The sequence below is a fragment of the Devosia sp. Root413D1 genome, assembly GCF_001425235.1.
Classification (GTDB): domain Bacteria; phylum Pseudomonadota; class Alphaproteobacteria; order Rhizobiales; family Devosiaceae; genus Devosia_A.
The window spans coordinates 55,926-82,524 of the sequence record NZ_LMEA01000002.1; the positions used below are offsets into that span (position 1 = coordinate 55,926).

At 66.9% G+C, this 26,599-nt stretch carries 23 protein-coding genes; 12 read left to right on the top strand and 11 right to left on the bottom strand.

What is annotated here, in order from left to right:
- Positions 1 to 2: 2 nt before the first annotated feature.
- From ASC89_RS04410 to ASC89_RS04420, 3 genes are all read left to right on the top strand, one after another.
- On the top strand, positions 3 to 1,133 hold the full coding sequence (locus ASC89_RS04410; RefSeq protein ID WP_055884299.1) for an ABC transporter ATP-binding protein: 1,131 nt from the start codon (positions 3 to 5) through the stop codon (positions 1,131 to 1,133).
- A 233-nt stretch (positions 1,134 to 1,366) separates the two neighbouring features.
- Positions 1,367 to 3,073, top strand: a complete 1,707-nt coding sequence (locus tag ASC89_RS04415; protein ID WP_156384503.1) for an SMP-30/gluconolactonase/LRE family protein — start codon at positions 1,367 to 1,369, stop codon at positions 3,071 to 3,073.
- The gene (locus ASC89_RS04420) at positions 3,070 to 3,822 is read left to right on the top strand and encodes an SDR family NAD(P)-dependent oxidoreductase (protein ID WP_055995077.1); all 753 of its coding nucleotides are present in this window, start codon (positions 3,070 to 3,072) and stop codon (positions 3,820 to 3,822) included. Before ASC89_RS04415 ends, ASC89_RS04420 begins: the two co-directional genes overlap by 4 nt.
- Before the next feature lie 233 nt (positions 3,823 to 4,055).
- Here the strand turns inward: ASC89_RS04420 and ASC89_RS04425 are convergent, their stop codons facing one another.
- Both ASC89_RS04425 and ASC89_RS04430 read right to left on the bottom strand, forming a co-directional pair.
- Positions 4,056 to 4,865 carry a PIG-L deacetylase family protein gene (locus ASC89_RS04425; RefSeq protein ID WP_055995080.1) on the bottom strand — a complete coding sequence of 270 codons (810 nt, stop codon included), beginning with the start codon at positions 4,863 to 4,865 and terminating at the stop codon, positions 4,056 to 4,058.
- Positions 4,866 to 4,902: 37 nt separating this feature from the next.
- Positions 4,903 to 6,084, bottom strand: a complete 1,182-nt coding sequence (locus ASC89_RS04430; RefSeq protein ID WP_055995083.1) for an ROK family transcriptional regulator — start codon at positions 6,082 to 6,084, stop codon at positions 4,903 to 4,905.
- A gap of 341 nt (positions 6,085 to 6,425) precedes the next feature.
- Between ASC89_RS04430 and ASC89_RS04435 the strand changes: the two genes are divergently transcribed.
- From ASC89_RS04435 to ASC89_RS04470, 8 genes are all read left to right on the top strand, one after another.
- Positions 6,426 to 8,000 (top strand): ABC transporter substrate-binding protein, encoded by a 1,575-nt coding sequence (locus tag ASC89_RS04435; protein ID WP_055995085.1) that lies wholly within the window; start codon positions 6,426 to 6,428, stop codon positions 7,998 to 8,000.
- A gap of 72 nt (positions 8,001 to 8,072) precedes the next feature.
- The gene (locus ASC89_RS04440; protein ID WP_055995088.1) at positions 8,073 to 9,062 is read left to right on the top strand and encodes an ABC transporter permease; all 990 of its coding nucleotides are present in this window, start codon (positions 8,073 to 8,075) and stop codon (positions 9,060 to 9,062) included.
- Entirely contained in the window at positions 9,052 to 9,999 is a 948-nt protein-coding gene (locus tag ASC89_RS04445) for an ABC transporter permease (protein ID WP_055995091.1), read from the top strand. Before ASC89_RS04440 ends, ASC89_RS04445 begins: the two co-directional genes overlap by 11 nt.
- Before the next feature lie 11 nt (positions 10,000 to 10,010).
- The gene (locus ASC89_RS04450; protein ID WP_055995094.1) at positions 10,011 to 11,201 is read left to right on the top strand and encodes an amidohydrolase family protein; all 1,191 of its coding nucleotides are present in this window, start codon (positions 10,011 to 10,013) and stop codon (positions 11,199 to 11,201) included.
- Positions 11,201 to 12,217, top strand: a complete 1,017-nt coding sequence (locus ASC89_RS04455; protein ID WP_055995097.1) for an ABC transporter ATP-binding protein — start codon at positions 11,201 to 11,203, stop codon at positions 12,215 to 12,217. The genes ASC89_RS04450 and ASC89_RS04455 overlap by 1 nt, the downstream gene beginning before the upstream one ends.
- Positions 12,210 to 13,211: an ABC transporter ATP-binding protein gene (locus tag ASC89_RS04460; RefSeq protein WP_055995100.1), complete on the top strand. Its 1,002-nt coding sequence runs from the start codon at positions 12,210 to 12,212 to the stop codon at positions 13,209 to 13,211. Before ASC89_RS04455 ends, ASC89_RS04460 begins: the two co-directional genes overlap by 8 nt.
- Positions 13,212 to 13,328: 117 nt before the next feature.
- Positions 13,329 to 14,813 (top strand): amidohydrolase family protein, encoded by a 1,485-nt coding sequence (locus ASC89_RS04465; protein WP_055995103.1) that lies wholly within the window; start codon positions 13,329 to 13,331, stop codon positions 14,811 to 14,813.
- Between the two features lie 277 nt (positions 14,814 to 15,090).
- On the top strand, positions 15,091 to 15,786 hold the full coding sequence (locus ASC89_RS04470; RefSeq protein WP_055995106.1) for a GntR family transcriptional regulator: 696 nt from the start codon (positions 15,091 to 15,093) through the stop codon (positions 15,784 to 15,786).
- A gap of 71 nt (positions 15,787 to 15,857) precedes the next feature.
- Here the strand turns inward: ASC89_RS04470 and ASC89_RS04475 are convergent, their stop codons facing one another.
- The 8 genes from ASC89_RS04475 to ASC89_RS04510 all read right to left on the bottom strand — a co-directional run bounded on the left by ASC89_RS04475 (position 15,858) and on the right by ASC89_RS04510 (position 24,635).
- A complete protein-coding gene (locus ASC89_RS04475; protein ID WP_055995109.1) occupies positions 15,858 to 16,934 on the bottom strand; it encodes an ABC transporter ATP-binding protein in 1,077 nt (358 codons plus the stop codon).
- A gap of 5 nt (positions 16,935 to 16,939) precedes the next feature.
- Positions 16,940 to 17,932, bottom strand: a complete 993-nt coding sequence (locus ASC89_RS04480; RefSeq protein ID WP_055995112.1) for a levansucrase — start codon at positions 17,930 to 17,932, stop codon at positions 16,940 to 16,942.
- Between the two features lie 11 nt (positions 17,933 to 17,943).
- Entirely contained in the window at positions 17,944 to 18,822 is an 879-nt protein-coding gene (locus ASC89_RS04485) for a carbohydrate ABC transporter permease (protein WP_055995115.1), read from the bottom strand.
- Positions 18,822 to 19,895: a carbohydrate ABC transporter permease gene (locus tag ASC89_RS04490; RefSeq protein ID WP_055995118.1), complete on the bottom strand. Its 1,074-nt coding sequence runs from the start codon at positions 19,893 to 19,895 to the stop codon at positions 18,822 to 18,824. The genes ASC89_RS04485 and ASC89_RS04490 overlap by 1 nt, the downstream gene beginning before the upstream one ends.
- A gap of 77 nt (positions 19,896 to 19,972) precedes the next feature.
- Positions 19,973 to 21,229, bottom strand: a complete 1,257-nt coding sequence (locus ASC89_RS04495; protein ID WP_055995121.1) for an extracellular solute-binding protein — start codon at positions 21,227 to 21,229, stop codon at positions 19,973 to 19,975.
- A gap of 5 nt (positions 21,230 to 21,234) precedes the next feature.
- Complete coding sequence (locus ASC89_RS04500; protein WP_055995124.1) at positions 21,235 to 22,317, bottom strand: LacI family DNA-binding transcriptional regulator; 1,083 nt, start codon at positions 22,315 to 22,317, stop codon at positions 21,235 to 21,237.
- A gap of 285 nt (positions 22,318 to 22,602) precedes the next feature.
- Positions 22,603 to 23,982, bottom strand: a complete 1,380-nt coding sequence (locus ASC89_RS04505) for a HAMP domain-containing sensor histidine kinase (protein WP_055995126.1) — start codon at positions 23,980 to 23,982, stop codon at positions 22,603 to 22,605.
- Positions 23,979 to 24,635 carry a response regulator transcription factor gene (locus ASC89_RS04510; protein ID WP_055995130.1) on the bottom strand — a complete coding sequence of 219 codons (657 nt, stop codon included), beginning with the start codon at positions 24,633 to 24,635 and terminating at the stop codon, positions 23,979 to 23,981. The genes ASC89_RS04505 and ASC89_RS04510 overlap by 4 nt, the downstream gene beginning before the upstream one ends.
- Before the next feature lie 275 nt (positions 24,636 to 24,910).
- Here ASC89_RS04510 and ASC89_RS04515 point away from each other — a divergent pair, with 275 nt between their 5' ends.
- A complete protein-coding gene (locus tag ASC89_RS04515) occupies positions 24,911 to 25,591 on the top strand; it encodes a Spy/CpxP family protein refolding chaperone (RefSeq protein WP_055995133.1) in 681 nt (226 codons plus the stop codon).
- Positions 25,592 to 25,854: 263 nt separating this feature from the next.
- Here the strand turns inward: ASC89_RS04515 and ASC89_RS04520 are convergent, their stop codons facing one another.
- The gene (locus ASC89_RS04520) at positions 25,855 to 26,409 is read right to left on the bottom strand and encodes a transcription termination/antitermination protein NusG (protein ID WP_055995136.1); all 555 of its coding nucleotides are present in this window, start codon (positions 26,407 to 26,409) and stop codon (positions 25,855 to 25,857) included.
- Positions 26,410 to 26,599 lie beyond the last annotated feature (190 nt).

The following is a 26,599-nucleotide window of genomic DNA, read 5'->3' on the forward strand; positions in this document are numbered from 1 at the left end:
CGATGGCCGATATCCAGATCCAGAACCTCAACAAGCGCTACGGCACCTTCCAGGCGCTCCACGACATGTCGCTGGACGTCAAGGACGGCGAGTTCATCGTCTTTGTCGGCCCCTCGGGCTGCGGCAAATCGACGGCGCTGAAGATCCTCGCCGGACTCGAGGCGGCCAGCACCGGCAGCATCATCATCGGCGGCGAGGACGTGACCGAGCTGGCGCCGGCCAAGCGCGACATCGCCATGGTGTTTCAGAACTACGCGCTCTACCCGCATCTGACGGTGCGGCAGAATATCGGCTTCGGCCTGATGATGCGCGGCACCGACAAAAAGCAGATCAACCAGCGCGTCGAGCGGGCAGCCCAGGCACTCGAAATCAGCGACCTCCTGGAGCGTCGCCCCAAGGCCTTGTCGGGCGGGCAACGGCAGCGCGTGGCGCTGGGTCGGGCGATCGTGCGCGAGCCGCGGGTGTTCCTGATGGACGAGCCGCTATCCAACCTCGACGCGGCCCTGCGGGTGCAGATGCGGGCCGAAATCACCGCGCTGCAGCGGCGCATCGGCGTCACCACCATCTATGTCACGCACGACCAGACCGAGGCCATGACCATGGCCGACCGCATCGTCATCATGCGCAAGGGTGTGGTGCAGCAGATCGGCTCGCCCGACGCGCTGTTCAATCACCCGGCCAATATGTTCGTCGCCGGGTTCATCGGTTCGCCGGCGATGAACTTCCTCAGCGGCAAGGTGCAGCGCGACGATCGGGGCCTTAATATCGATGCCGGCGGCCTCAGGCTGCCGGTGGCCGAGGCGGCGGCGGCCTATCTCGGCAAGACCGTGATCTGCGGCATCCGCCCGGAATCGCTGGACCTGGCGCGCGGCGATGCGCCGGCGCTGGAGATCACCCCGACGCTGGTCGAGAGCTTGGGCACCGAGGCCTATGTGCATTTCAAGCTGCCCGGACAGCAGGTCGCGACGGCGGTGGCGGGCGAGCACGAGCACCAGCCGCTCGGCAACGGCACGCTGATCGCCCGGCTCTACGACGTCGGCACACCGCTTTCCGGGGGGACAATCCGGCTGGGACTGAAGCCGCAGGCTTCCGTCCACCTGTTCGACCCGGCTACAGAACAGGCAATCAGCTAGAGCATTTCACAGATGACTGGAACCACACTCGATGTCATCCCTGCGAAAGCAGGGACCCAACTCGCCGCAGCGCAAATGGACAGATGGGTCCCAGCTTTCGCTGGGATGACAGCCGGCGGGTGGGTCAAAGGGCCGAGCCTGGCCGCCATGCCGATGCTGCCGATCGTTAAATGATCTAGAGCGCTTTCAGGAAAGCGCGACAAACCAAAAGCGCTGTCAGCGCTGGAGCCGGGATGCCGATCGACGCAAAACAACTGGGCGGGCATGAGATGCCCATGGGCACCTCGGCCCTGGGCAAGGGGCTCTATGTGCTCGACCTGCTCGGCGAGGTCGAGCGGCCACAGCGCTTCACCCAGTTGCTCAAGCTCACCGGCTTTCCCAAGGGGACGCTGCACCGCATCCTCGAAGCGCTGATGGAGTTCCGGCTGATCCGCTTCAACGAGGCGGACCAGACCTACCGGCTGGGGCCGCGGCTGTTCGAACTGGCGCACAAGGTGTGGGACGAGTTCGACCTCCGGGGCGCCGCCGCCCCCGAACTCGATCGCCTCGCCGATCTCACCCACGAGACGGTGTCGCTGTGCGAGATCGAGAGTGGCGCGATCCTCTATATCGACCGGCGGCTTGGGGCGGATGCGTTCGGCTTCCGCATCGAGGTGGGGCGTCGCGCCCCGTTGCACTGCACCTCGGGCGGCAAGGCGCTGCTGGCCTTCCTCGCGCCGCACCGGCAGCATGAACTGATCGCGGAACTGCGCAATTCCGGCGATCCGACCAAGATTCCGCCCGACGAGCCGGGGCTCCTGGCCGATCTCGGGCTCACCCGGGCCCGCGGCTATGCATTGTCGATCGAGGAACACGTCGCGGGCGTGGTGTCGGTGGCGGCGCCGGTGCTCGACCATCGGCATGAACCGATCGCGGCGATCGGCGTCTCCGGTCCGCGCGAACGCATTTCGGTCGAGCGCCTGCACACGATCGGCCGCGACCTGATGGAGGCGGCCCGGCGCATTTCGGGCAATGTCGGAGCCACAGCCATGAGCATCAATGCCCCGGACCGGCCGCGCACCGCGGTTACCGCCAATGCCGAGTGCGTCTTGCCGGTGGCGGCGCATCTGGGCGAGGGGCCGATGTGGAGCGCGGTGGAGAGCCGCCTCGTCTGGCTCGATATCCTCGCGCCGGCGGTGCATGTGTTCGACCCGGCCAGCGGAGAGGATAGCACCACCAAGGTGTCGCGGATGGTCACCGCCATCGCCCCGCGCGCCGCCGGCGGCTATGCGGTGATGACGCAGAACGGCCTTGAACTCCTCGACATTGCCACGGGCGAGCTGACGCCGGTGGTGGACCCCGAAGCCGATATCGAGACCAACCGCTTCAACGACGCCAAATGCGACCGCCGCGGGCGGTTCTGGGCCGGCTCGATGGCCCTCGATGCGTCGCGGCCGGCCGGCTCGCTCTATTCGATCGAGGCGGATGGCAGATGGCGGCGGCACGACACCGGCTTTACCGTCTCGAACGGCATGGGCTGGAGCCCGGATGACCGGCTGATGTACTTCGTCGACTCGGCCCAAGGCTGTGTCTTTGCCTATGATTTCGACATCGAGGCCGGCACCCTGTCGAACCGCCGCAGCGTGATCCAGATCCCGCCGGTCGAAGGCAAGCCCGACGGCCTCACCGTCGATGCCGAGGGCTATATCTGGGTGGCGGTCTGGGACGGCTGGGCGGTGCGCCGCTATGCGCCGGATGGCCGGCTGGACCGGGTCGTCGGCGTGCCGGTGCCGCGCCCGTCGAGCTGCTGCTTCGGCGGCGACAGGCTCGAGACGCTCTACATCACCTCGGGCCGCATCCGCCTCGCCGAGCGCATGCTGGTGGAGGCGCCGCTGTCGGGCGGCATCTTCGCCATCGCGGCGGGCGTGCGTGGGCAGCCGAGCGGGACGTTCGGCCGATGAGCCTGACCAACCGCTACCCCAGTCTTGCCGGCCGTCCGGTGCTGATCACCGGCGCCGGCGCCGGTATCGGCCGCGCCGTGGCGCTGGCCTTTGCGGGGCAGGGCGCCCTCGTGGGGCTGATCGACCGCGATGCCGCCGGGCTCGAACGCACGGCCGGGATGATCGACGGCACGGTCGCGACCCGGGTTGCCGATGTGACCGATATCGAGGCGCTGCGCAGCGCCATTGCGGCGATACGAGCCGAGCTCGGGCCGATCCGCATCCTCATCAACAATGCCGGCAGCGATACCCGGCACGACTTCCGCACCATCACCCCGGACTATTGGGACGACCGCATGGCGACGAACCTGCGGCATCTCTCCTTTGCGGCCCAGGCGGTGACGCCGGACATGGAGGGCGCTGGCGGCGGCGTCATCATCAACCTCGGCTCGACTTCGTGGATGCAGGGCGCCGCGGGCCTCATCGCCTATGGCACGGCGAAGGCGGCGATCGGTGGCTTCACCCAGTGCCTGGCGCGCGATCTCGGCGAGGCCGGGATCCGCGTGATGTGCATCGCGCCGGGGCGGACGGTGGTCGAACGAACGGCGACCGAGCCCGCCTATGTGGCCGAAACCATCGGGCGGCAGGCCGTCAAGCACCTGGTAAAGGCCGAGGACATTGCGAGCCTCGCGCTGTTCCTCTGTTCCGACGATGCCCGCATCCTCTCGGGCCAGACCATCATCGCGGACGGCGGCCATCTGATGCGGTAGGGGCTCATGCGGCTCTCGCAGGTGCGTTCGCCACCGCACGCGCCCCAAACGCGGTGTCATCCCGGCGAAAGCAGGGACCTCGCGGCGAGGGCTTTTGCCCTCGTCCGCCATCCATCCCACCTGCGCGGGCTGTGAGTTGGGTCCCTGCTTTCGCAGGGATGACAGCCGGTGGGTGGGCACGATCGCAACTCAGGCCGATGGGCCTCGCGCCGGGATGACAACTCCCGCGCCGGCTACCCCCGCAGTGGCCGACCGGTGGTGAGCATGGCCTCGACATCGCTGCCGGCGAGCTGGCGGCCGTAGGGGGCCAGCTGGTAGCTTTCGGCATAGGTGCAGTCGGGGCCGGCGCCCATGGCCTCGGAGGCGTACATGAAGTCGGCCCAGTTCTCGAGTAGGTACTGGCGCTGCTCGGCCCAGGCGCCGCTTTTGGGGATGCGGTGCTGGAAGGCGCGCTCGTAGGGGGCGAATTCGTAGAACTGGCTGGCGTGCTCGTGGCAGGCGAGGAGCTTGCGCTCGATCACCTCGTCGATGCCGATCACCACGTCGTGCCGGTGGCCATCGAGGCACCAGGCATCCACCATCTGCAGACAGACCGGGGGCTGTTTGAGCGCCGGCACGTCGGGGACCACATTGGGGTTGGTGATGAAGTCGATCGCCTCGCGCACGATGCGGCCCGCCGCCCGGTTATCGGCATGGCCGGGGAACTCGTCGTGGAAAGTGATGACGATATCGGCCTGCCAGCGGCGGATCGAGGCGATCGCCGCTTCGCGCTGTTTCGGGGTCGGCATCAGCATGCCGTCATGGGTATCGTGGATCTCGTAATCCTGCACGCCGATATGGCGGGCGGCGGCATAGGCCTCGCCGGCGCGGCGGCGGCGGAGCGCCTTGCGGCCGACGCCATAGTGCCCGGCATCGCCATTGGTCAGCGATACGAACTTGATGGCGGCGCCGCGGTCGGCGAGCCGGGCAGAGGTGCCGCCGGCGTAGACTTCGGCCTCGTCCGGATGCGCCTTGATGACGATGATCTTGAGCGGATAGTTCACGTGCCGACCTGTGGCTAGCTGAGAGAAGGGCAGGGGATCACGGCTGGCCGCGCGCGGCGCTGCCACCCGAAAAGATGCGTTCGCGCGCATGCTGCAGCGCCAGGTGCAGCGCGCCGGAGCGCACCGCGTCGTCGTCGACGCCGGAGGTGACGATCTCAGGCGAGGCGATGTTGATGCCTTGAAGACTTTGCGCCACGGCCTGCGCCAGGGCTTTGCCGCCGGCGCGGCCGGTGGGGCCGCCGAGCACCACCATGTGCGGATCGAGCACCGCGATAGCACCCATCAGGCCGCGGCCGACAATGCCGCCCAGTTCGGCGAAGAATGCGCCGTTGCCGGTATTGGCGGCCTGCCGGATGGCGGCGAGCGTATCGGCGCCGGCAATGGCGTGACGCCGGCGCAGCGCATCGATGGCGCTCAGGCTCAACGCCTCTTCGAGCGTCGCAAAGCCGCCTTCTGCAGTATCGACCGGCACCAGGATGCCGCCGATCTCGCCGGCGGCGCCCGTGGTGCCGCGCAGCAGCCGGCCGCCCAGCACCACCCCGGCGCCGACGCCGTCGCCGCTCCAGAACAGCAGGAAGGACTGCACCCCTGCGGCGGCGCCCGCCGACGTTTCCTCGAGCGCCACGAGGTTCACGTCGTTCTCGATGAGGATGTGGCGGTGCCCGCACAGCTCGCCGAGCATCTCGGCGATGTGGAAGCCTTCCCAGTTGGGCAGCTGCAGGCCCTTGCGCAGGTTGCCGCTCTCAGCGTCGACGATGCCGGGCAGGCCGACGACGAACTGGTCGATATGGCGCAGCGAGATGCCCGCCTGGGCGGCGAGGTCGTCGAGCACGCTCTTCAGCCGGCTGCGCGCGTCATAGCGGTCGGCCGGCTCGCAGCTCCAGTGCACCGAGGCGATCGGCCCGCCGCAGATATCGGCCAGCGCCACGTCGATGCCGTGGTTGGTGACCTCGAGCCCGGCGACGTGACCGCAGCGCGGCTCGATCGACCACAGGCCCGCCTTGGGGCCTGACGTGCCTGACTTCTCGCCCGTGCGGGTGATCAGCCCGGCCAGCTCCAGCCGGCGCAGCAGCTCGAACATGGCGGGCTTGGAGAGCCCAGTGAAGGCCTCGAGCTCCATGCGGGTGAGCGGGCCATCCGAAAGCAGGCGGAACAGCACGGCCTTCTCGTTCAGGGTGCGCAGGACGCGGGGGCTGCCCGCCAGAAGTGAACTCTCCATCTCGAACCGTCTGGTAACTTTCTTTCCAGTCTGCTAATCAGGGTTTCACGGTCGCTTGTCAAGGTGACCGCGACCGCCGGCGCAGCGATGTCGACGCCGTTCTTTACATGCCTGTTCGCGCAGCATTCAGTCAACATACTGAATGTTGTTCAGAGCTATTTGTGTATCGCGGTATACCTACAGTAAGCCTGAAATATTTCTTGAAGAATGCAATTGACAGTCCAATTGTATCCGATAACGCTAGATACGGGATACAGACCGGCAGAAGGGGAGCCGGCGCGTCCTGCCTTCGGCGCAATCACAGGGATTGGGGCATGGCCCCTGGATCAGGAGAGATGGACATGGTTGGTTGGAAAATTGCCGCCGTACTGGCGATTGGAGCGGCCGTAACGACGCCGGCATTCGCCGAGACGCTGCGCTGGGCGCCGCAGCGCGACATCGTTTCGATGGACCCGTATTCGTTCGGCGATACGTTCACGCTTTCGGTGCTCAACCACGTATACGAGGGCCTCGTCCGCTATGACGAGACGCTGCAGATCGAGCCGGCTTTGGCCGAAAGCTGGGAAGTGGTGAGCCCCACCAAGTGGCGCTTCAAGCTGCGCCAGGGCGTCAAGTATCACGATGGCGCCGAGTTCACGGCCGATGACGTGCTGGCTTCGCTGAAGCGCGTCAGCGATCCGACCTCACCGCTGCGCGGGAACCTCCCGGCCTATGTCTCGTCCGAAAAGATCGACGACTACACCGTCGATATCAACGTGACCGAGAACTACCCGCTGCTGCTCAACGACCTCACCAACATCCACATCTTCGATGGCGGCTGGCTGACCACCAACAATGCCGAGGCGCCGACCGACGTCGCCAAGGGGGTCGAAGGCTATGCGACCAGCCATGCCAATGGCACCGGGCCGTTCAAGTTCATTTCGCGCCAGCCGGACGTGCAGACGGTGTTCGAGGTCAACCCGGAATGGTGGGACGAGCGCCAGCACAACATCGACAAGATCGTGATGACGCCGATCACCTCGTCGGCGACCCGGGTGGCGGCGCTGATCTCGGGCGAGATCGACTTCACCAACCAGGCGCCGCTGCAGGATCTGCCGCGGCTCGAAGCAACGGCCGGCCTCAAGGTGCTGTCCAACAGCGAATTGCGGACGATCTTTTTCGTCCTCAATCAGCGCGACAAGGCGTTCGAGTCCGATGTCACCGACAAGAACCCGCTGCAGGACATCAAGGTCCGCCAGGCGCTCTATCACGCCATCGATGCGGACTCGATCCAGAAGGTGGTGATGAGCGGGCTGTCGCGCACCACCGGCTCGCTGGTCTCGCCGGCCATCCCCGGCTACGTGCCGGAGCTGGATGAGCGGCTGGCCTATGATCCGGAGCTGGCCAAGTCGCTGCTGGCCGAAGCCGGTTACCCGAACGGCTTCTCGTTCTCGTTCCTCTGCCGCAACACCGAGTTCGTCAACGAAGAGCAGATCTGCCAGGCGGTGGCCGCCATGTGGTCGCGGATCGGGCTGCGCCCCAACCTGAACCTGGGGCCGACCACCATCCAGGACGCCAAGTTCGACGCCGGCCAGTTCGATGTCGGCACCCTCGGCTGGGCCAACGAGCCGATGCTCGACAGCTACTCGATCCTGGTGCAGGTCGTGCATTCCAAGACCGGCAATGCGGGCGTGTTCAACTGGGGCGGCTGGTCCGACGCCCAGATCGACGCCAACATCGATGAAGCCGGCCGCACCGTCGATCGGGCGACCCGCCTCGACCTGCAGGCCAAGGCGCTGCTGCGCGCCAACGAACTGTCGATGTTCATTCCGGTGCACCAGCAGCCGATGGCCTGGGCCACCGGCGCCAAGGTGGTGTCGGTGCTGCAGCTAAACGACAACAAGGCGCGTCACTGGCTGACCCGCATGGCCGAGTAACGCCGGCTAACCACTGCCACTGGACCGCCGGGAGATCCGGCGGTCTGTTCCCGTCAGGCTCCGGAGGCGTCGGTGCTGCTTCTCATCCTCAAGCGACTGGGCAATGCGGTGATCGTGCTGCTGGCGGTCGCGCTCCTCGCCTTCACGATCTTCAAGTTCCTCGGCGACCCGGTGCAGCTGATGCTGAACCCGCAGGCGACGCAGGAGGAGCGCGACATGCTGACCGAGCGGCTCGGCCTCAACGACCCGGTGCCGCTGCAGTTCGCCAAGTTCGTCTTCAACGCGGTGCAGGGCGAGTTCGGCATGAGCTACCGCAACCAGCTGCCCGTCATGCAGGTGATTGCCGAACGCTTCCCCGCGACGCTCGAACTGGTGCTGGTCTCCACCATTGCGGCGCTGCTGATCGGCCTGCCGCTGGGGGTATTCGCGGCGATCAAGGGCGGCACCGTGCTGGCGCGCATCGCGCACCTCGTCTCAATGATCGGCGTCTCGGTGCCGGCCTTCGTCATCGGCATCGTCTTGATCCTGGTGTTTTCGATCGAGCTGAAAGTGCTGCCGGCCTTCGGCCGCGGCGAGGTGGTGGACCTCGGCTACTGGACCACCGGGTTCCTCACCGCCAGCGGCCGCGCCGCGCTGGTGATGCCGGCCATCTCGCTGGCGCTGTTCCAGATCTCGTTCATCATGCGGCTCGTCACCTCCGAAATGCTCGAGGTGTTGCGCATCGATTTCATCCGCTTTGCCCGGGCCCGCGGCCTTAAGGCCCGCGCCATCTACTTCCGCCACGCGCTGCGCAACTGCCTGATGCCGGTGGTCACCATCACCGGCATGCTGTTCGGCGACCTCATCGCCTTCACGCTGGTCACCGAGATCGTGTTCCAGTGGCCGGGCATGGGCTTTCTGTTCGTGCAGTCGGTCCAGTACGTCGATATCCCTGTCATGGCCGCCTACCTGATGATCGTCTGCTGCATCTTCATCCTCATCAACCTCATCGTCGACCTGATCTACGTGGTGGTCGACCCGCGGGTGGATCAACTGGTGCGGGGAGGCAGCAATGGCCGTTGACCAGGCGCCGACCCGCCCGAGCCTCAGCCAGCGGCTTGCCGCGGCCTGGGACAGCGACATCTGCTGGAGCTTCCGGCACAGCCCGCTGGCCATCGTCTCGGCGGCCCTGCTGCTGCTCGTTGCCTTCACCTCGAGCTTTGCCGAGGTGCTGATGCCGCAGAACCCGTTCGACATGATGCAGCTGTTTCTCGACAAGGCGAACCTGCCGCCGGTGTGGCTGGAGGGCGGCAGCTGGCCCTATATCCTGGGCACCGACATGCAGGGCCGCGACGTGCTGTCGGCCATCGTCTACGGCTCGCGCATTTCGCTGTTGATCGGCGCCGCCAGCGTGCTGCTGTCGATGTCGGTGGGGGTGCTGATCGGCCTGTTGTCGGGGTATCTGGGCGGCATCGTCGACAACCTCTTGATGCGGCTCGGCGATGCGGTGATGTCGATCCCGACGCTCCTGGTGGCGATCCTCGTCAGCGCCATCTTTCGCGGCCTGCTACCGCCCGAGTTTCGCGATGCCTTCGCCCCGCTGATCCTGGTGCTGGCGCTGACGCTGACCAGCTGGGTGGTCTATGCCCGCATGGTTCGCGCCGTCACCATGGTCGAGGCCGGCAAGGAATATGTGCTGGCGGCCCGTATCATCAAGGTGCCGCGCCGGCGCATCATCCTCAGGCACATCCTGCCCAACGTGCTGGCGGTGGCGCTGGTCACCGCGACGCTGAACCTCGGCCTCGCCATTCTCGCCGAAGCCACGCTGTCGTTTCTCGGCGTCGGCATGCCGAGCGCCCAGCCGTCGCTGGGCACGCTGATCCGCATCGGCAACCAGTATTTCTTCTCGGGCACCTGGTGGATCGTGCTGTTCCCCGCCCTGCAGCTCACCCTCATCATTCTCGCCGTGAACCTCCTCGGTGACTGGCTGCGCGACGCGCTCAACCCCAAGCTGAAATAGGACCCAGGCGCATGTTCGACCTCGTGCTTTCCAATGTCTGCCTCAATGGCGCGCTGACCGATATCGGCATTGCCGGCGGCCGGATCGCCGCCATCGGTCCCGGCCTCGAGGCCGGCGCCGCCACCGTCGAGGACGGCGCAGGGTGCCAGCTGCTGCCCGGCCTCATCGAGGCGCATACTCATCTCGACAAGAACCTCCTCGAAATGGACTGGGTCGAGAATGTCGTCGCCTCCGACATCAAGGCCAAGATCGACAACGAGCGTCATCTGAAGGGCGTCACCGGGCTCGACCCGGCGCGGCAATCGGCCCGGCAGGTGGTGATGTCGATCGCCAAGGGCTCGACCGCCATCCGCAGCCATGTCGATATCGACACCCAGTATGGCCTTGCCGGTTTCGAGGGCGTCGCCGCGACGCGGCAGCGCTATGCCGACGCCATCGATATCGAGATCGTCGCCTTCCCGCAGTCGGGCATGCTGGTCCGGCCGGGCACCATCGAGCTGATGGACGAGGCGCTGCGACAGGGCGCCGACGTGGTCGGCGGCATCGACCCCTGTTCGATGGACCGCGACCCCAAGGGCCATCTCGACGTGGTGTTCGAGCTGGCGACGAAGCACGGCAAGCCGATCGACATCCACGTGCACGAGCCGCACGAGCTCGGCATGTTCACCTTCGAGATGATCATCGAGCGCACCCGGGCGCATGGGCTTGGTGGCAATGTGACGGTGAGCCACGCCTTCGCGCTGGGCGCCAACGATTATCTCGCGGTTGCAAAACTCCTCGAGCGGATCGCCGAAGCCGGCATCGCGCTGATGTCGACCGGGCCCTCGATGGTGCCGGTGCCGCCGCTGCTGCGCGCCCTCGATGCCGGCATTACCGTCTGTTCGGGCACCGACGGCATGCGCGATTTCTGGAACCCCTATGGCAATGCCGACATGCTGGAGCGCGCCAGGATTCTTGCCGAGCGCAACAATCTAAGCCGCGATGCCGAAGTCGAGCGGGCGCTCGAGGTGTGCACCTATGGCGGCGCCAGGGTGATGAAGCTTGCCGATTACGGGCTGGAGGTGGGCAATTATGCCGACCTGGTGCTGGTTGCGGGGCGCAACCCGGTCGAGGCCATCGTCACCCTGCCGCCGCGAAAACTGGTGCTGAAGCGCGGCCGGGTGGTGGCGCGCGACGGCGTGGCGCTGGTGGAGGCGGCATGATGGCGCTCGCCGAACTCGACACGGGGCGAACGGCAGCTGCCCCCGCGCCGCTGCTCAGCGTGCGCGAGCTCTCGATCGATTTCGTCACCCGGCGCGGCAGCGTGCGGGCTCTCGACCGCGTCAGCTTCGAGATGGCGCCGGGCGAGGTGCTGGGGCTGGTGGGTGAATCGGGCGCCGGCAAGTCGCTGTCGGGCAATGCCATTATCGGCCTCATCGATCCGCCCGGCCGGATCAGCGGCGGCGAGATCCATCTCGAGGGCCAGCGCATCGATAACCTCGCGCCGGCCGAGATGCGGCGGCTGCGCGGCCGCTCGCTGGCGGCGATCTTTCAGGATCCGCTGACTTCGCTCGACCCGCTGATGCGTATCGGCGAGCAGCTGACCGAAACCATCCTCACCCACCTGCCGATGAGCCGGCGCGAGGCGCGAGGCCGGGCGCTGGAGCTGCTGAAGGCGGTAGGCATCCCCGCGCCGGAACTGCGCATCGAGCATTATCCGCACCAGTTCTCGGGCGGCATGCGGCAGCGCGTGGTGATTGCGCTGGCGCTCAGCGCCGCCCCCAAGCTGATCATCGCCGACGAGCCGACGACGGCGCTCGATGTGTCGATCCAGGCGCAGATCATCACGCTCTTGAAACAGATGTGCCGCGAGCAGGGCACGGCGATCCTGCTCGTCACCCACGATATGGGCGTCATCGCCGAAACCGCCGACCGGGTGGCGGTGATGTATGCCGGGCGGCTGATCGAGGTCGGTCCGGTCGAGGAGGTGCTGCGGGCGCCGCGACACGTCTACACCGCCGGCCTGATCGGCTCGATCCCGAGCCTGACGCAGCGGCGCGAGCGGCTGGTGCAGATCGATGGCGCCATGCCGCGCCCCGGCGCGGTGCCATCAGGTTGTCCGTTTGCGCCGCGCTGCCCCAAGCGGATCGACAAATGCAGCGAGCGGCCCGAGCTGATGGCATTCGGTAACAGCCAGGCCGCCTGCTGGCGCGCCGGCGAGGAGCATTTCTATGCCTGATACCGCCCTCGACGTCGTCGGCCTGTCGCGCTGGTTCGATCTATCCGAACCGTGGCTGGCCCGGGTCATCGGCCACAAGCCCAGGCGCATCCTCAGGGCGGTCGATGGCGTCAGCTTTTCGGTCGAGCGCGGCAGCACCTACGCCATTGTCGGCGAGAGCGGCTGCGGCAAATCCACTATCGCCCGCCTCGCGGCAGGGCTCTATCGCCCCAGCGGCGGCGAACTCAACTATGCGCATGGGGCGGGCGCAGATGGCCGGCTGCGCGTGCAGATGATCTTTCAGGATCCCTATGCCAGCCTCAACCCGCGCTGGAAGGTCAAGGATATCGTCGCCGAGCCGATCCGCGAACTGCGGCTGCGCCAGGGTGCTCCGGCGATCCGCGAACGGGTCGATGAATTGCTTGGCCTCGTCGGGCTTGCCAAGGCCGATGGCGAGAAATACCCGCATGCCTTTTCGGGCGGCCAGCGCCAGCGCATCTCGATCGCCCGGGCGCTGGCGACCGAGCCGGAATTCCTCGTCTGCGACGAGCCCACTTCGGCGCTCGATGTGTCGGTGCAGGCGCAGATCCTCAACCTGATGCTGGACCTGCAGCACCGGCTGAACCTCACCTACATGCTGATCAGCCACAACCTCGCCGTGGTGCGGCACGCCTCGGACCAGATCGCGGTGATGTATCTGGGGCGGATCGTCGAACAGGGCCCCACCGAGGAGCTGTTCCGGCAGCCGCGGCACCCCTATACGCGGCTCTTGATCGACACCATTCCCAACCTCGAGGCGCCCAATCGCGAGCGCCGGCAACTGGCAGGCGAAGTGCCGAGCCCGGTCGATCCGCCGTCGGGCTGCCGCTTCCACCCGCGCTGCCCCCAGGCCCGCGACATCTGCCGCAGCGTCGACCCGCCAACCACCGCAGAGGGCAGCGTCAGCTTTGCCTGCCACTTCCCGCTGGTCGAGGCCGAAAGCCTCGCCGCCCTGCAACCTGTTACTACCGACTAGAGCGCTTTCAGGAAAAGTTGCAGACTTTTCCGGTTCGAAAGCGCGACAAAATCAACAACCTAGAGCGTTTCGACGTCTCATTTAGACGGTGAAGCGTTCTACCCGGCGAGGCTCACCATGACCCTGACTGGACGCACCCTGCTTTCCGCCCGCTGGATCGTCGGCCATGCCGGCGGCCGCCACACCCTGGTGCATTGCGGCGAAATCGTCTTCGAGGGGGGCGAGGTGATCTTCGTCGGCCACGGCTTTGCCGGCGAGGTGGCGCGGCGCATCGACTATGGCGAGGCGCTGATCAGCCCGGGCTTTGTCGATCTCGATGCGCTGTCGGATCTCGATACGACAGTGTTTTCCTACGACAACCACCCGGACTGGCGGAAGGGGCGGACCTGGCCGCAATCCTACATGGAGCGCGGCCCGTTCGAGATGTATTCGCCCGAGGAGCTGGTGTTCCAGAAGCGGCACGCCTTCAGCCGCCTCATCCGCAACGGCATCACCACGGCGCTGCCTATCGCCTCGCTCTATTATCGCGAGTGGGGGGAAACCTTCGACGAGTTCGCCGGTGCCGCCGAGGCGGCGGGCGAGCTGGGGCTGCGCGTCTATCTCGGCCCGGCCTACCGCACCGGCAATCCGGTGGTCGCCGACGATGGCGCGATCTCGCTGTTTTTTGACGAGCCGCGAGGCTTCCGCGGGCTCGACGACGCCATCCGCTTCTGCCGCGAGTATGAGGGGCGGAGTGGCGGGCTGGTCCGCACCATGCTGGCGCCCGACCGGATCGAGACCTGCACCGCGCGGCTGCTGCAGCGCACCGCCGCCGCGGCGCGGGAACTCGAGGTGCCGGTGCGCCTCCACAGCAGCCAGGGTGGCTTCGAGCGCGACACCGTGCGGCGCCTCCACGGCATGACCTCGGTCGAGTGGATGGAGAGCCTGGGGTTTCTCAGCCAGCGGACGCTGCTGCCGCACGGCACCTATGTCAGCCCGTCGCGCAACATGGATGAGCCCGGACGCGACCTCGAGATCGTCGGGCAGCGCGGCGCGGTGATCATCCATTGCCCGCTGGTGGCGGCACGCCATGGCGATGCGCTGGCGAGCTTTGCCAGCTATCGCGCCGCCGGCATTCGCCTGGGGCTGGGCACCGATACTGCGCCGCCCGACATGATCCTCAACATACAGGTGGGGATGATGGTCAACCGGGTGCTCGATCGCTCCGTCACCACGGTGCGCGCCGAGGATTATTTCGATGCGGCGACGCTTGGCGGCGCCGATGCGCTGGGGCGGCCCGACCTCGGGCGGCTCGCGGTCGGCGCCCGCGCCGATCTCATCGTCGTCGACCTCGGCGGCCCTGACCTCGGGCCGGTGATCGATCCGATCCAGACGCTGATGCTCACCGCCAGCGGCCGCGACATCCGCGACGTCTATATCGACGGCCGGCCGGTGATGACCGACCGGATCATCCCCGGCGTCGAGTTCGCCGCCGATGCGAGGCGAGCGCAGCAGCAGTTCGAGCGGTTGATCGCCCAATACCCGCAGCGGACCGTCGGGCATCCGCCCGTCGAAGAGATTTTCTCGTCGGCCTATCCGATCGTCAGGGGGCCGGCGCCGTGAGCCGCCATGCGCACGGAACTCTCCGTGGTCCTCCACCGTGAAACGGGGGAGGGGGACCAGCGAAGCTGGTGGAGGGGGCGGCCACAAACACCGGCGCGTGCTGTCGCCCCCTCCACCGCCTTCGGCGGTCCCCCTCCCCCGCTGCGCGGTGGAGGAGCACCGAGAGCCCGGTGGCTCGGCTTCGCCCGCCCACACAAGTCCACCGATGATCGATCTCATCCCGTGTGAACCGCCACGGCTTGCGCTATAGGGGGGCCACCTCGTGACAGGACGCGAAATGGCAAAAGACTCACCTCGCACCGACAGCGCCTATCAGGCCCTGAAGCAGGCCATTATCGAGCAGGCGATCCGGCCCGGCACCAAGCTGCCCGAGGATCTGATCGGCGAGCAGTTCGGCATGAGCCGCACGCTGGTGCGCGCCGTGCTGGCGCGCCTCACCGCCGAGGGACTGGTCGATTCCACTTCGCGCAAGAGCGCTATGGTCGCCTCGCCCACCATGACCGAGGCCCGTGAGGTGTTCGAGGTGCGCCGGGCGCTCGAAAGCGAAGTCGTCCGGCTGATCGTCAAGCGCTGGAAGCCCGAATATGGCGTGACCCTCGAAACCCTGGTGCGGGACGAAGACGCGGCGCGGCAGAAGAACGACGATCGGCTGTCGATCCGGCTTTCCGGCGAGTTCCACGCCCGGCTCGCCGAAATGAGCGGCAACTCGCTGCTCGGGCGCTACCTGGGCGAGATCGTCTCGCGCTGTTCGCTGATCCTTGCCACCTTCGGCCGACCGCACTCATCGGAATGCGCCGTCGACGAGCACCGCGAACTGATCGCCGCATTCCGTTCACAGGACATCGCCCGCGCCGTTTCGGCCATGACTGCGCATCTCGATGCAGTGGAACGCCGCGCGCTCATCGCCCACGACGACGAGGAGCCGGCGCCACTCGCCGAGGTGCTCGCGACGTATTTTGCGAACAATAACTAGGCCGTGATGGCGCAGTCGGTGAACCCTCCCCCGCAGGCGGGAGAGGGACGCCGACTGCACGATCTGTGACCTCAGTTCACGGCCGCGCCTGAGCTCAGGAACAGGCTGGCTCGCTCCGGCTGTGGAGCCAGCCGCAGGTCTTCGCCGATGCTGACATCCACATCGCCCGGCAGGGCGGCGATGAGTTGTTGGCCGGAGGCGAGGGTGAGGGCGGCGAGGGTTTCGTTGCCGAGCCGCTCGACCAGCTTCACTTTGCCGCCGATCTGCTGGCTGCCGCTGGTGCCGAGGTGGTGGGGCCTCAGGCCGACCACGACCTCGTCGCCGCGGCTGACCGCGGCATTGGCGCGCGGCAGCACCAGGGTGCCGAGGTCGGCGGAGGCGAGCTTGACGCTCGTCGCATCGACGCCTTCGACCCGGGCCTCGAGCAGGTTCATCTTGGGCGAGCCGATGAAGCCGGCGACGAAAAGGTTGGCCGGGCGATGGTAGAGATCGAGCGGCGAGCCGATCTGCTGCACGACGCCGGCATCGAGCACGACGATCTTGTCGGCCAGCGTCATGGCCTCGACCTGGTCGTGGGTGACGTAGATCATCGTCGCCCCCAAGTCGGCGTGGAGCTTGGCCAGTTCCATGCGCATGTCGACGCGCAGTGCCGCATCGAGGTTACTTAGCGGCTCGTCGAACAGGAACACCCCTGGGTGCCGCACGATGGCGCGGCCGATGGCGACGCGCTGGCGCTGGCCGCCCGACAGCTGGCTGGGGCGGCGCTCGAGCAGGTGCTCCATCTTGAGGATGCGGGCGGCTTCGGCCACCTTGGCGTCCTTTTCGGCCTTGGGGGCCTTGGCGATGGTGAGGCCGAAGGCGAGGTTTTCGCGCACCGTCATATGCGGGAAGATCGCATAGCTCTGGAATACCATGGCGATCGAGCGATCCTTGGGCGGCAGGTCGTTGACCACCCGCTCGCCGATGGTGAGCGTGCCGCCCGAGATATCCTCGAGGCCGGCGATCATCCGCAGCAGGGTGGATTTACCGCAGCCCGAGGGCCCGACGAACACGCAGAACTCGCCATCGGCGATGTCGATATCGACGCCCTTGATGACCTCGGTCGAGCCGTAGACCTTCCTGATACCGTCAAGCGATACGCGTGCCATCTCTGCTACTCCGCTGCAGCTCTGATCGGGGTGACCGCGAGCAGCCCGTCGGGGCCGACGGTAACCGGATCGGGGTCGGTGACGTAGCCGCCGAACTGCGCCTTGCCATTGTCGGCAAAGCCGAGGATGCGCAGCCCGTCAGCGGTTTCGACGATGCGGGCGGCATAGCGGCGGCAGGGCTCGGCGCCATCGAGGAAGGGGCCGGGGGCCACCTGCCAGGGGCCGCGCGGATCGTCGGCGATGAGGTAATGCGTGCCGGTGACCGGGCTTTGCGGGTTGAACCGCTTGTAGGCCTCGGACCAATGCGCGCCCGAGGTGCAGAACAGGCAATACCACTTGCCCTGGTGTTCGAAGACCTGCGGTACTTCGAGCTGGCCGAAGCCGCCTGCAAACACCGGCGGCTGCAGCGTCCAGGTCACGAGGTCGGGCGAGGTGGCAAAGCCGATGGCGCCGCCGGCATTGGGCTCGGCCACACCGGGGACCCGGGCGGTGAAATACATCAGCCAGCCCTTGCCGCCGGGATCGCGCATCACCCAGGGGTCGCGCATGGCGCGATCGTGCCAGTGGCCGATGGCGTGCGCGGCCTCGTAATGCGCGGCGGCCGGGCCTTCGAGATCGAGGCAGAAGCCGGTGCCGACGCGCTGCCAATTATGGAGGTCGGTCGAGGTGGCGTGGCCGATCCGCTGGTAGAGCGCCGCTTCGCTGCGGCGCGTGCCGGTGTAGAACAGGTGCCAGAGCTGATCGTCGCCGCGGACCACCGAGCCGGTCCAGGTGGTGTAATCGTCCCAGGCGGGGCCGGTGCTGGGAGCAAATGTGGTGCCCAGGTGCTGCCAATCGACCAGGTTGTCGGAGACGGCATGGCCCTGGGTGACGTTGAGGTGCCTGAGGTCAGGGTCGCCGAGGCGCTTGTCGGCTTGCAGGAAAAAGCCGTGCCAGCGCTGGCCGTCATTGACGTACCAGCTGTCCCAGATCCAGTTTTTTTCGAGGGCAATGACCATGAGGAACTCCGTCAGCCTTTGACGCCGGTCGAGGCGATCGAGGCAATGAATGCGCGTTGCAGGAACAGGTAGAAGGCGAGCACCGGCACGGTGATCAGCGACAGGTAGGCCATGATCTCGCCCCAGGCCCGGTTGAGCTGGAAGAAGTACTGGAGGCCCACCATCACCGGCCGGTAGCCTTCCTGCTGCACCACCATCAGCGGCCACAGATACTGGTTGTACATGACGAGGAATTTGAGGATCGCGGCCGTCGCCAGCACCGGGCCGGCAAGCGGCATCACCACCTTGCGGTAGACCTGGCCCCAGCTGGCGCCCTCGACCCGGGCCGCCTCGATCAGCTCGCCCGGCAGATCCTTGAAATACTGCACGAACAGGAAAATCGTCAGCCCATCGGCGATGAACGGGACGATCTGTACCTGGTAGGAGTTGAGCCAGCCGAAGGTCAGGCCCTCGAGGCCGATCCAGGGGAGCTTGGAGGCGATCAGCAGCAGCGGGATGGCGATGGTTTCGAACGGCACGATGAGCGTTGCGAGGATCGCCGTCAGCACCAGTTCGCGGCCGCGCCAATCGACAAAGACGAAGGCGAAGGCGGCGGCCGAGCAGAGCAGCAGCGACAGCAGCACCGTGACGCCGGTGACCAGCACCGAGTTGAAGATGAACAGCCCGACCGGCGCGCGCTTGAACGCATCGGCATAGTTGTCGAGTGAAATATCGCCCACCGGCAGGAAGGCGGCAAAGCTGCCGGTATCGTTGAGCAGCTGCTGGTCGGGCTTGAAGCTCGACATCACCATGAAGATCAGCGGGAAGATGAAGATCACCGCGATCAGGATCAGCACGGCATAGCGCACCGCGAGGCGGAGGCCACGGTTATCGGAGGCGATGGTCGCCATCACTGCTTCTCCCGGGTGAGGTAGCGCTGGATCAGCGAGATCGAGAACACGATGACGAACAGGATCACCGAGATGGTCGAGCCGCCGGAAATATCCTGCTTGCCATAGCCGCGCTCGACCGCCTGGAAGACGATGGTCTGGGTGGAATCGAGCGGCCCGCCGCCGGTCATCACGTCGATCTGGCTGAACAGCGCGAAGGCCTGCATGGTGATGACGATGAGGATCAGCACGGCGGTGTTTCGGAGGCCTGGCCAGGTGACGTAGCGGAACACCTGCCACTTGCTGGAGCCCTCGATGGCCGCGGCCTCGTAGAGCGAGGGGCTGATGGTCTGCAGCCCGGAGAGCCAGATCACCATGTGAAAGCCCACGGCCTGCCAGATCGACATGGCGATGATGGCGCCGAGCGCGGTCGAGGGGTTGCCGAGCCAATCGATCTTGGGGAAGGCGCCGAAACTCAGCGCCCCCAGCAGGTTGTTCAAGAGCCCGCTGCTGCCATCATAGATGAAGCGCCAGAGCAGCGAGACGACGACGATCGAAACCACCACCGGCATGAAATAGATGGCGCGGAACAGGTTGATGCCCCTGAGCCGCTGGTTGATCAGCAGCGCCAGAACCAGCGCCAGCCCGGCCTGCACCGGGGCGACGACGAGGACGAAAATGAAGGTGTTGACGATCGCCTTCATGAACACCACGTCGCGGGCCAGCACATAGGTGGGGTGCTCGCCCAGCTGGAAGCTGAACCACTCGCGCATGCCGGCAAATTGCGGCAGATCGGGATTGTTGCGGGTGACGCTGCGCAGCGTCGGGTATTTCGGCGCCCCGTCCGCATCGCGCAGCACGGCGCCACTGGCGTCGCGCTCGGGTTCGAGCGTCAGCATGCCGATGCCGAGCAACTGCTCGTAATTGGCGAGGCCGACGAACTCGGTGGGGTTGGGCGAGATCAGCCGCTGGTTGGTGAAGCTCAGCCCGATGGCGAAGATGAACGGCAGCACCACGAAGACCGCGATGAGCAGGGCCGCCGGCCCGGCCATCAGCCAGCCGATCCGATTGGAGCGCGTGAACTTGGAAGCCATGTCGATCTCGCGAGGGCAGGGGACAAGATCCCGGCCGAAGCCGGGATCCCCTCCTGAGGGCCAGAGGGAGTTAGACCCTAGAAGCCGTAATTGCCGTTCTTTTCGATATCGGCGTCGATCTCGTCGACCGCCGCATCGAGGGTGTCGGCGACGCTGGCGCCATTGGCGATATCGGCGAGGGCCTTTTCGAACACCTTGGCCTCGACCACGTAGCCAGGGGTGACCGGCCGGAGCAGCGCCTGCTTGGCCGACAGATCGAAGAACACCGCCAGCTTGCCGCCCGGCTTGTAGTTCTCGGTCAGCGCCGCCGCCGAAGCGGTGGCCGGGATCAGCCCGATGCCGTCGGAGAAGGCCGCGAGGTACTTATCCTGCAGCGCGAACTCGATGAACTTCGCCGCCCCATCGGGGTGCGCCGATTTGGCCGAGACGCCGAACTGCCACGACGCGGCGCCGATCTTGGGACCATTGCCGAAATCGGGCGCGGGCAGGAACAGCACGTCGTCATAGGCGGCGAGGGTGCCGATGGCGGCCCAGTTGCCGTTCCACGAGAAGGCGTATTTGCCGCTGTTGAAGCCGGCATCGCGATCGGCCGGATCCTGCGTCGCCTGGGCATAGCCGGCGGTGAACAGGCCCTGCCACCACTCGCCAAAGGCCAGGGCGGCATCGCCGTTCAGCTTGCCTTCGGCAGTTTTGTAGGTCGAGCGATCGACGATATCGCCGCCAAAGCTCTGCAGCAGTGGCGAATAGGCATAGGGATACCACTCGCCCGTCCAGGCCGTGCCGAGGTCGAGCGCGTATTCGAAGGTGCCCGAGGCCTTGGCCTTATCGAGCGCAGCCATGAACTCGTCCTTGGTCCAGGGCTGCTCGAGCGTCGGGGTGCGAAGGCCGAGCGCATCGAGCGTCGACTGGCGGGTGACGAGCGACACCGCGGCGTCCCACAGCCCGATCGAATAGAGCTGGCCGTTCCACACGCCCTTGGTGCCGGGCAGGAAACTGGCGATCTTCGTCTCATCGATCTTGAGCGGCTGCATGTAGCCGGCCCAGGCCCAGTTCGGCATCACCGGGCCATCGACATCGAGGATGTCGGGCAGGTTGCCGGCGAGCGCCCCGGCAACGACGCTGTCATTATAGGCGGCCTGCGGGAAGCTCTGCAGCTCGACCTTCCAGTCGGCCTGGCTGGTGTTGAAATCGGAGATGATCTGGTTGACCAGCTTCTGTTCAACCTCGTTGCCGGCGCCATGGTACCACATGGTGAGCGTGGTCTGGGCCAAGGCGCCACCGGATGAAAGCGCGGTGCTGAGCAGCACGCCCGTAACGAATAGAAGTTTGCTCACTGTCGTTAGTCCTCCCTGACGAGTTTTAGCTGTGAGACGTTGGGTGGGCGCCGCTCGGTGACCGATTGGCGCCAGTAGACCGGCCCGCCGATCACGTCGGGGCCGGTATCATTCCGGCTCTCGCCGGAAATCAGATCGAGCAACCGCTGCGCGGCGCGCACGCCCATCGCGGTATAGGGCAGCTCCACGGTGGTGAGCGGCGGATAGAGCGTTTCGGCGATGACGCGGTAATTGTCGTAGCCGGCCACCGAGATATCGTCGGGGACCGCAAGCCCGCGCGAGCGCAGGATCCCGTAGACCTTGAGCGCCTGCCGGTCGTTACCGCAGCAGAACACGGTGGGCGGCTGGTCGAGGTTCAGCATCCGGTCGATGGCGGTCCACAGCACCTGCGTCTCGGTTTCCGGGCTGCCGATCTCGCCGCATTGCAGCAGCGCCGGATCGTAGGCGATGCCGGCCTCGCCGAGCGCATCGCGATAGCCGCCGCGGCGGAGGCCGGTGGCGACGATATCCTCGCGCAGCGTCAGGTAGGCGATGCGCTGGTGTCCGGCGGCGATCAGCCGCGACACCAGGTCGTGCTGGCCGCGCCGGTCATCGGGGATCACTGCGGGGGTGCCGGCATCGTCGTAGCAGTTGGTCAGCACCACCGGCGTATCGTCGGGCACCGGCGGCAGCCGGACATTCTGGTGGTAGGGCGCTACATAGATCAGGCCCTCGACCCGGTGCTCGAGGAAGGTCTTGATCAGCTCGGGCACGCGTTCCGAGCGGTTGCCCGAGTCCGCGATCATCAGCGTCTTGCCGGTGAGCCCGATGGTCTGCTGGATGCCGCGCACCAGCAGCAGCTCGGGCAGGCCGGCCGGCTGCGCCGGCTCGATCTGGTCGGAGATGGCGCCGGTGATCAGCCCGATCAACCCGGATTTGTTGGAGCGCATCATCCGCGCGGCGCTCGAGGGGACATAGCCGAGCGCGGCGATCGCGGCAGTGACCGCGGCGCGGGTTTTCTTCCCCACCGGGGCATCGCCGTTCAGCACCCGGCTCACCGTCTTGGGCGAAACCTTGGCGGCTTTCGCCACGTCATAGATCGTTGCCATCGCAGCCTCCCCTGGTCATGTCCGGTTTGTGACACCGATGTCATGACACCGATGTCATCTACGGCGGAGCGGGGCGGGAGTCAATGGTGATCGCAGGCTTGCCCGGGTTCTCGCCTCCCCACCGGCTGTCATCCCAGCGAAAGCTGGGACCCCTCGGCGAGGGCTTGCCCTCGTCCGGCATCCATCCGCTTGCGCTGTGGCGAGTTGGGTCCCAGCTTTCGCTGGGATGACATCGAGTTTGGGGCAATTGCGGTGGGTCGGTTGCCAGTACTTGCAGTCTGTTTCCTAGCCGCCCAGCCGCAGCCTCGCCTCAAACCCATCCGCCCACCCCTCGACCGGTGAGCGCAGCAGCAGCTCGCCGCCGGTCTGCTGCATGATGGTGGCGACGACGGCGAGGCCGAGGCCGGTGCCGCTGGCGCGGGTGGGGCCGCGGGCGAAGCGTTCGGTGAGGCGGGCCATCAGTTCGGGGGCGACGATGGGGCCGTGGTTGCGCACCACCAGCAGCGGCCCGGGGCCGGCGGTAACGAACACCGGGCCGTTCGGCGCGCCATGCAGCAGCGCGTTGTGGATCAGGTTGCGGATGGCGATGGCGAAGGCATCGGGGTTGATCCGCTGGGTGAGCTCAGCCGCCGGGTGGCGCTCGAAGCGCACCCGCCCGCGGGTGCTCGATTGCGCCTCGAAATCGCGCAGCACCAGGTTGAGCACCGGCGCGAGGTCGACAAGATCAGCGGAACGCGCGAAGCCGGCTTCGAGCCGGGAGAGCTGCAGCAGCTTTTCGCTGAGATCGGCGAGGCCGCGCAGCGATTGCTCGATCTCTTTGAGCCGCGGCGAGGCCTGGTCGCCGAGTTCGCGGGCCAGACGCTGGGTCTGCGCCAGCGCCCCGGCGATCGGCGTCCTCAGCTCATGCGCGCTGCTCGCGGCGAAGGTGCGCTCGGCCTCCATGGCGGCGCGCAGCCGCTCGAGCAGGCCCTCGATCTCGCGGGCGATCGGCGCCAGTTCGGCCGGCTGGTCGTCATCGTTGAGCGGGGTGAGGTTGGTGCCGCTGCGCAACGCCACGTCGCGGCTCAGGCGCTTCACCGGTTGCAGCGCCAGCCGCACCGCCTGCCAGATGCCGAGCCCGACCAGCGGCAGCAGAGCCGCGAGCGGCCAGAGCAACCCGGCGACGGCGCCCCACAGCGCATCGCTCCGCGCAGTTGAGGTTTCGAGCACCAAAATGCCCATGCCGTTGCGCCGGTCGGTGGATTTGAAGGCGCGGTGGCCATCGATGAAGGTGAGGCCATCCGTGGCCGGCAGCGCCGGCAGCACCTCGGGCGCATCCTCGGCGCGCAGCCGGATCACCCCGTTCTGGTCGAACACCAGGTAGGTGAAGGCTTCGAGCTCGGGCGCCATTTCGTCGGGCCGGGGCAGGGGCCGGCCCTTGGGCCCGCGATTATCGTCGTCGCGCCCGAGCCGCGGCACCGGGGCGCGGCCATGCACATCGTCGCCGACATCGCGGTTGGCCAGCGGCAACAGGCGATAGGCGCTCTGGCGCAGCGTTTCGTCGAACGCCTGCTCGAGTTCGCTGCGCAGCACCAAAGTCGAGATCGCGGCGCCGCCGAGCCAGAACACCAGCATGCCGGCGCTGAGCCACACGGCGAGCTGCAGCGCGATGGAGCGGCGCTTCATGGCTCGACCCGGTAGCCGAGGCCGCGCACCGTGGTGATGACGGCCTGGCCGAGTTTCTTGCGTAACCGGCTGACATAGACCTCGACGGCATTGCCCTCGATTTCGGCGCCGAACGGATAGAGCGAATCCTCGATTTCCGCCTTGGTGACGATGCCGCCGCGCCGGCTCAAGAGCCGCTCCAGCACCGCCCATTCGCGCGCCGTGACGCCGATCGGCTTGCCGTCGAGGGTTATGCTGCGGGTCGCGAGGTTGACGCGGGCTGCGCCCAGCTGCAGCTCGGGCGTGGCGATGCCGGCATAGCGGCGGGCCACGGCGGAAACACGGGCGCTCATTTCGTCGAGATCGAAGGGTTTGACCAGGTAATCGTCGGCCCCGGCATTCAGCCCCTCGATGCGGATGGCCACCTGATCCTGCGCCGTGGCGATGATCACCGGCACCGGATTGCCCGACTTGCGCAGGTGCTTCAGCAGATCCAGCCCGCGCCCATCGGGCAGGTTGAGATCGAGCAGGATCAGCCCGTATTCGACGGTATCGAGCGCGGCGCGCGCGTCGTCGAGCCGCTGCATCCAATCGACGCCATGGCCATCGGCGCGCAGCTGATCGCGCATCGCCTCGCCGAGCACATAGTCATCCTCAATCAGCAGAATGCGCACGCCATGGGCCCCTTTGGCCGACTCTGGAGCGCTTTCAGGAAAAGTTGCAGACTTTTCCGGTTCGAAAGCGCGACGAAATCAAAGACTTAGAGCGTTCACCGGTTCGATAGAATGCTGAACTGCTCTAGCCCGCCAAGCTGTCGCCAGCCTTACGAAAAATCTGGGCCCCCGCAAGGTCGCCGACAGCTTGGGCTGGTTGTCTCTCCCCAGATCGCAGCGACCCCGCCGCGACCCGTGCCGGCGCCGCAGCCGGCCAGCAAAGAGGATAGACGCTCATGAACCGCATGCTTGTTACCACCGCCCTCGCCGCCATCATGGGCCTCACCGCCCTCGCACCCGGCGCCTATGCCCAGTCGGCCCCGGCCACCCCGGATGCGCCGGCTGTGACGCAGCCCGACGACAAGGGCCCCGGCCCCCGGGGCGATCGTCCCGGCGAGCATAAGGGTGGCCAGCGCGGCGGCATTGCCGGGTTGATCTGCAGCACCGATGGCGCGGCGCAGCTCGAAACCAAGCTCGCCGATATCGCCACCAAGCTCGCCCTCACCGCCGAGCAGCAGCCGCTATTCGATGCCTACCGCACCGCCGCGCTGACGGCCCAGACCAGCTTCGCCGAAAGCTGCGCGACGCTGCAGCCGGCCACCGCTCCGGTGACTGCCCCTGATGCCCTCACCATGCTGAAGGACCGCCAGGCCCGCCAGACCGCGGAACTCGACGCACTGAACGCCGTGCTGCCGAGCTTCGAGGCGCTCTACAACAGCCTCACCGACGCCCAGAAGGCCACGCTGCAGCCGCTGGTCGGCCCGCATCACGGCCCGCGTGGTGACGATCACGGCGGCGACCGCGCCGGCCGTGGCGACGAGCACCGGGGCGGCCGGGGTGACGAGCACGGTCGTGGGCGCGATGGGCGCTCGGGGATGATCGAGCAGCTGCCGGGTAACGGCGCCGTGGCTGGGTAAGCCAGGCGTTAAGGACGCAGTCGGCGAAGTAGCTCGCCGACTGCACGTTCCGAGGGCGACGAGGCTCGCAAAGTACTGGCGGGCCGATTCACTGCAATCTCCCCAAACTCGGTGTCATCCCAGCGAAAGCTGGGACCCATCTACCCACTTGCGCTGCGGCGAGTTGGGTCCCAGCTTTCGCTGGGATGACAGCCGGTGGGTAGGAGAGAAACTGCCAAGGCCCGAAGGCCCCATCACCCCCGACTGCCCGTCCCGTGTGCCCCTCAGGCCGCCAGCTCCACCTGACCAACCCGCAGCTCCACCGGCGTCGGCCGCCCAAACAAATCCAGCAGCACCTTCAGCCGATCGAGTGAATCGACCGCTTCCACCGTGCCGGCAAAGCTGGTGAACGGCCCGGCGGCCACCCGCACCGGCTTGCCGGTCAGCCGCTTCTGCATCGCCTTCAGCGTCTGCTTCGTCGTCTCGCCGCGCCGCCGCCGGGCGGCATCGGTATCATCGAACAGCTGGCGGGTTTCCGCGTCGCGCAAGGCCAGCACGTCCCCGGTCGGCACCGGCATCGGCGGGTGTGGGCGGCCGGGCAGCAGCTCGAGCACCTGGGGGCAGGCGAGCACTTTCGAGGTGTCCTCGAGCTGCTCCATCCGGACGAACAGGTAGCGCGGGAAGTGGCAGAGCGTTGTGACTTTGCGCACCCGCAGCCGCCGGTTGAAGCGCTCGATCTGGTATTGCGGCAGGTAGGCCTCGAAGCCCGCCCGCTCGAGCTGGCGCAGCGCCTCGCGCTCGCCCTTGGCCCGTGTCCTCAGTGCGTACCACTCTGCCATGTTCAGTCTCCTTCAGCTGTCGGTCGAGGGCGCGCAACGCCGCCCGGATCTCTGCCATCGCGGCACTGGCGCCGAGGCCGCGATCCGAATATTCGGCCGCCACCTCGCGGATGCGTTCGATGAAGTTTTTGCGGCCGCCGCCGCGGTGTTCGGCGCCGGTTTGCGACCAGGTCATGGCGCGCCTCCACGC